This is a genomic window from Galbibacter kalidii (assembly GCF_026241135.1).
Classification (GTDB): domain Bacteria; phylum Bacteroidota; class Bacteroidia; order Flavobacteriales; family Flavobacteriaceae; genus Galbibacter.
Map to the genome: position 1 here is coordinate 1 of NZ_JAPFGA010000045.1, position 4,192 is coordinate 4,192.

Annotated in this window: 2 protein-coding genes; both read left to right on the forward strand. The window is 51.2% G+C overall.

Annotation, left to right across the window (positions count from 1 at the left end; translation table 11 throughout):
• Positions 1–1,568, forward strand: a 1,568-nt coding sequence (locus tag OOZ15_RS19660) for a hypothetical protein (protein WP_265958145.1), incomplete at its 5' end; no start/stop codon positions are given.
• On the forward strand, positions 1,555–4,192 hold a 2,638-nt coding region (locus OOZ15_RS19665; RefSeq protein ID WP_265958146.1), incomplete at its 3' end, for a SprB repeat-containing protein. The genes OOZ15_RS19660 and OOZ15_RS19665, both read left to right, overlap by 14 nt.

Below are 4,192 nucleotides of genomic sequence, written 5' to 3' on the forward strand. Positions count from 1 at the left end.
AATACCTCTATAAGGTCACCCCACTGGTCCCCGGGGACATCCTGAGGGTTGAAGAAGGCGGGGTGTTCACCGGGCTTTCCGATTACGGGCCCTTGCCAGTGCCCTTGGACCTGGCCGGGGTGTTCATGGACAGCAAGGCCATGCTCAGTTGGAACTATGCCATCCACAAGGAGCGGTACAACAGCTATTTTATAGAACGCTCCGGGGACGGTAACACTTTTGAAAGGCTGAACAAGCTCCCCTTTACAGGGATGAACAATGGGGAGTCCGATGCCAAACGCATGTTCTATATCGATTCCATTGCCAATAACAAAACCTATTACTACCGCGTCAGGGGACGTACCCCCTTTGGGGAACTCAGTCCGCCTTCGGAGGTGGTCTCCGGTAGTGGCATGGAAGTCCTGGCCTATGTGCCCAAGATTACCGCCCGGGAATTTTTAAATGATAAATCCGTTGTTATCCATTGGGAATTTTTAAAGGAAGGGAATAAGCACATTACAGGGTTTGAACTGGGCCGCAGTGACGGGGCCGATGGGGAATATACAACGGTAGTAAAAGATATCCCGCCCACGGCCCGGGAAATACAGTACGACAGCTTACGGCCCACTAATTATTTTACCGTTACCGCTATTGGTAAACACGGGAGCAGCCGGGCATCCTTCCCGGCACTGGTCCAACCGGTGGACTCCATCCCTCCAGTGACACCAACAGGGATCAAAGGGACGATCGACAGCTTGGGGATTGTAACCCTTAATTGGCAGGCCAATGAAGAAAAGGACATGTTGGGCTACCGGGTCTTTAGGGGGAACAACAGATCGGAAGAGTTTTCGCAGGTGACCGTATCCCCCCATCAAGGCACTACCTACTATGATAGTGTGGGGGTAAAAAATTTGAACACCAAAGTATATTATCAAGTTATTGCCGTGGACCAAAGGTACAACATGTCTGGAGCATCTGAAATCCTGGAAGTAATCAAACCTGATAAAATCCCGCCGACCGCTCCCGTATTTAAAAAATATGAAATAAAGGACGGTGCGGTGCTTCTTAATTGGGCCAATAGTTCCAGTATGGATGTAATCAGGCATGAACTCTATCGAAAAGACCAGGACAGCAATGGATGGAAACCCCTTGCAATCTTAAATACTGAAGTGGATTCTTTGATCACTTCCTATTCCGATACCACAGTCGTAGAAGGTAAAGGGTACCATTATACGATGATTGCCATTGATGAAGGTGGTTTGGAGTCCCAGCCGGCACCGCCCCTGACCGTTGTGGTGCCCAAAACCACATTACCCCCGCCCGTGGAAGGGGCTGGCAGCTATGTGGACAAGAAGAACGGGTACATCGAGCTCTATTGGAAACCCTATGGGCGACCCGGGGCAGTTGAAGTAATGATTTATAAAGGCATCAAAGACCAGCCGGTAAGCCTCTGGAAAAATGTGCCCCCGGATACCCGCCGTGTGGTGGACGAAAACGTAAAACCCAATAATGAATATATGTACATGGTCCGGGCGGTCTTTAGGGACGGGCGGATGAGTGAAATAATTAAGATCGATGTTAAATATTAAGATGATGATGAAAAAAGGAATTCTGGTAGGAATATGTATGATGTGGAACCTGTTCGGGATGTATGGTCAGGAGTACGGATATTTGGTCAGGACAGAAATAACCGGGGCCTATCACGCCAATGATGGATGGATCGAGGTTGACGATTCCAATGGGGGTGGGGGCAGCGTTAGTTACTTTGCAACCGATGCTACCGTAGGCGATGTAAACTTTGACTTTTTTTCTTTGGACAATGGGTTTGCTGATGTAACCGTGACAGCCAATGCTAAAGCCATTGCTTTGGCACAATATCCCAATTGTGATTATTCAGAGTCTTTTACAATAACAGTTGAAGATTTTAATGACACCGGTGTACGGTATTTTTCCGGTTGTAATTTTTCGTTTAGGGTCTATCCCTTGCATGTCGATGTTCCGGATGCCGCCAATTCAACGATTTGTTTGGGTGAAGAAATAACCCTTGGCCATGGATACGACTGGCAGTATAGTTACGATGGCATAACTTGGGAAAATTTCCCAGCCGAATATAATACGCCCGAACCCACTTTTGTTTTAAGTGACCTTCTCGGGGATACCACAGAGCCAAGTGTTAAATTCAGGACCGGATATAAAAACCCTGATACAGGGGCTGAATATTATACCAACATTGTTACCTATACGGTTATAAATTGCTCCCCAGACCTGCAATCCTTCACCCCAACGGATACGAGCTGTTCCTATAGTGAGGATGGCGGGTTTACCGCTGTTTTTGACCGGGATTTAAACCCCGGGGAGCGCCTGATCATGACCTTACATGAGATCGATCAGTTTGGCAATGAGGTCACTTTAAATCAATATAGTACAACCACCCTGGATGCAGGCAATGTATACACTTGGCCGGACCCATTGGGATCGGGAACCTATTATATGGAATACCAAACGGACAATAACGGGACCCCTTCCTCCTTGGAAGACTCCGACCCTTTTACCATCAACAGCCCCAATCCGGTCAGTTTTTCGGCCACAAAAACCAATGATGTGTACTGCTTTGGGGGCAGTGACGGAGCCATAGGACTCACGGCCAACGGTGGTGTGGGCAACTATCGGTTTATGGTGGAAAAAGATGGAAACCCGTACCAGGGGTGGACGGCTTTTTCCGGGGCCAATGCCCATGCCCTTTCCGGTCTGCCGGCAGGGAGCTATACCCTCTATGTGCAAGATGCCAATGGTTGTGAGGAACAACTGGGGGATGGGACCGAAAAAACCATTACCATCACTATCGAAGAGCCTACTGAAGCGGTGGACATAACCCTTGCAAGCCTACAGGATGCGACCGCCAATGGGTTTACCAATGGGGAGATCGCCGTGGATATCAGTGGCGGCACCCCTTTTGGGGACGGTAGCTATACCCTGGAGTGGACGGACGGCACCGGGGCTGTACTGACCAGCGTTTCCAACCAGGCCACGGCCTCCGGGTACCGGACCACCTTAAACAATATTGGCGCCGGGGATTATACCCTGACCGTCACCGATGCGAATTTCAACAGCGCTACCCAGTCCGGGGGATGTACTGTGGCAGGGATCTATACAGTGGAAGAACCCCCGGCCTTGACCTTGGCCGTTCAGGAGACGAATTCTATTTCCTGTAACAGTACCAACACTTTTGGGGACCCTTCTTCGGATGGGGAACTGCGTGCGGTAGCTTCCGGTGGGGTCCCTTTTGATCCGCCACTGCCCAGTGGGGACCTGTACAGGTATACCTGGAAAGAAAAAGACGCTTCGGGCAATTGGCAGGTGATGACCGGTGTGACCGGCCCGGTGGCGACAGGGCTCCCGGCAGGGGACTATGCCGTGAACATCGAAGATGCCAACGGGATCGTCATCGGAACCTATCAGGACAATGCTTTGGTAGTGGCCACCGATGTGGAACACCCCTTAAACGAACCGCCCCTTTTGAGCGTTACGCTTTCCAAGCAGGATGTCTTTTGCCCGAGCGGCAGTGACGGAGCGGTAACAGCTACCATTACCGGGGGAACCGGCAATTACTCGATCTTTTGGAACACCGGGGAGACCACCACTACAATAAACAATCTGACCGCAGGCACTTATACGGTCCAAGTGACCGATGAAAAAGGCTGCCGGGCGGAAGCCTCGGTAACCGTTACAGAACCCCAGGCCCCTTTACAGATTACTTACCGGGCATTCCAGCCCACCTATGCCGGGGCCACCGACGGATGGGTCGAAGCGACGGTAAGCGGGGGTACCCCGAGGAACGATGGCAGTTATGGCTACCTATGGAAAGATGCAGCAGGCAATGACCTAACGGGACAGGTCACCGCCCAAACAGTCACCGGGGGGTATCAGCTCACCCTCAGCGATGTCGGCGCCGGTAATTATTACCTGACCGTAGAAGATAAAAACTACCCTTTGGCGACGGACAACACAGGCTGTACCGTTGTGGAAAGCGGATACACCCTTGAAGACCCCGAACCGCTGACCCTGACCGTAACAGAACAGAACCCTGTCTCCTGTAACGGCAGCAATACTTATAATGATCCGGTCTCGGACGGAGTACTCGAAGCCGTAGCCGGTGGAGGGGTGATCCTGGCCCCCGGGGATAACAACGGACTACCGTATTACTATACCTGGA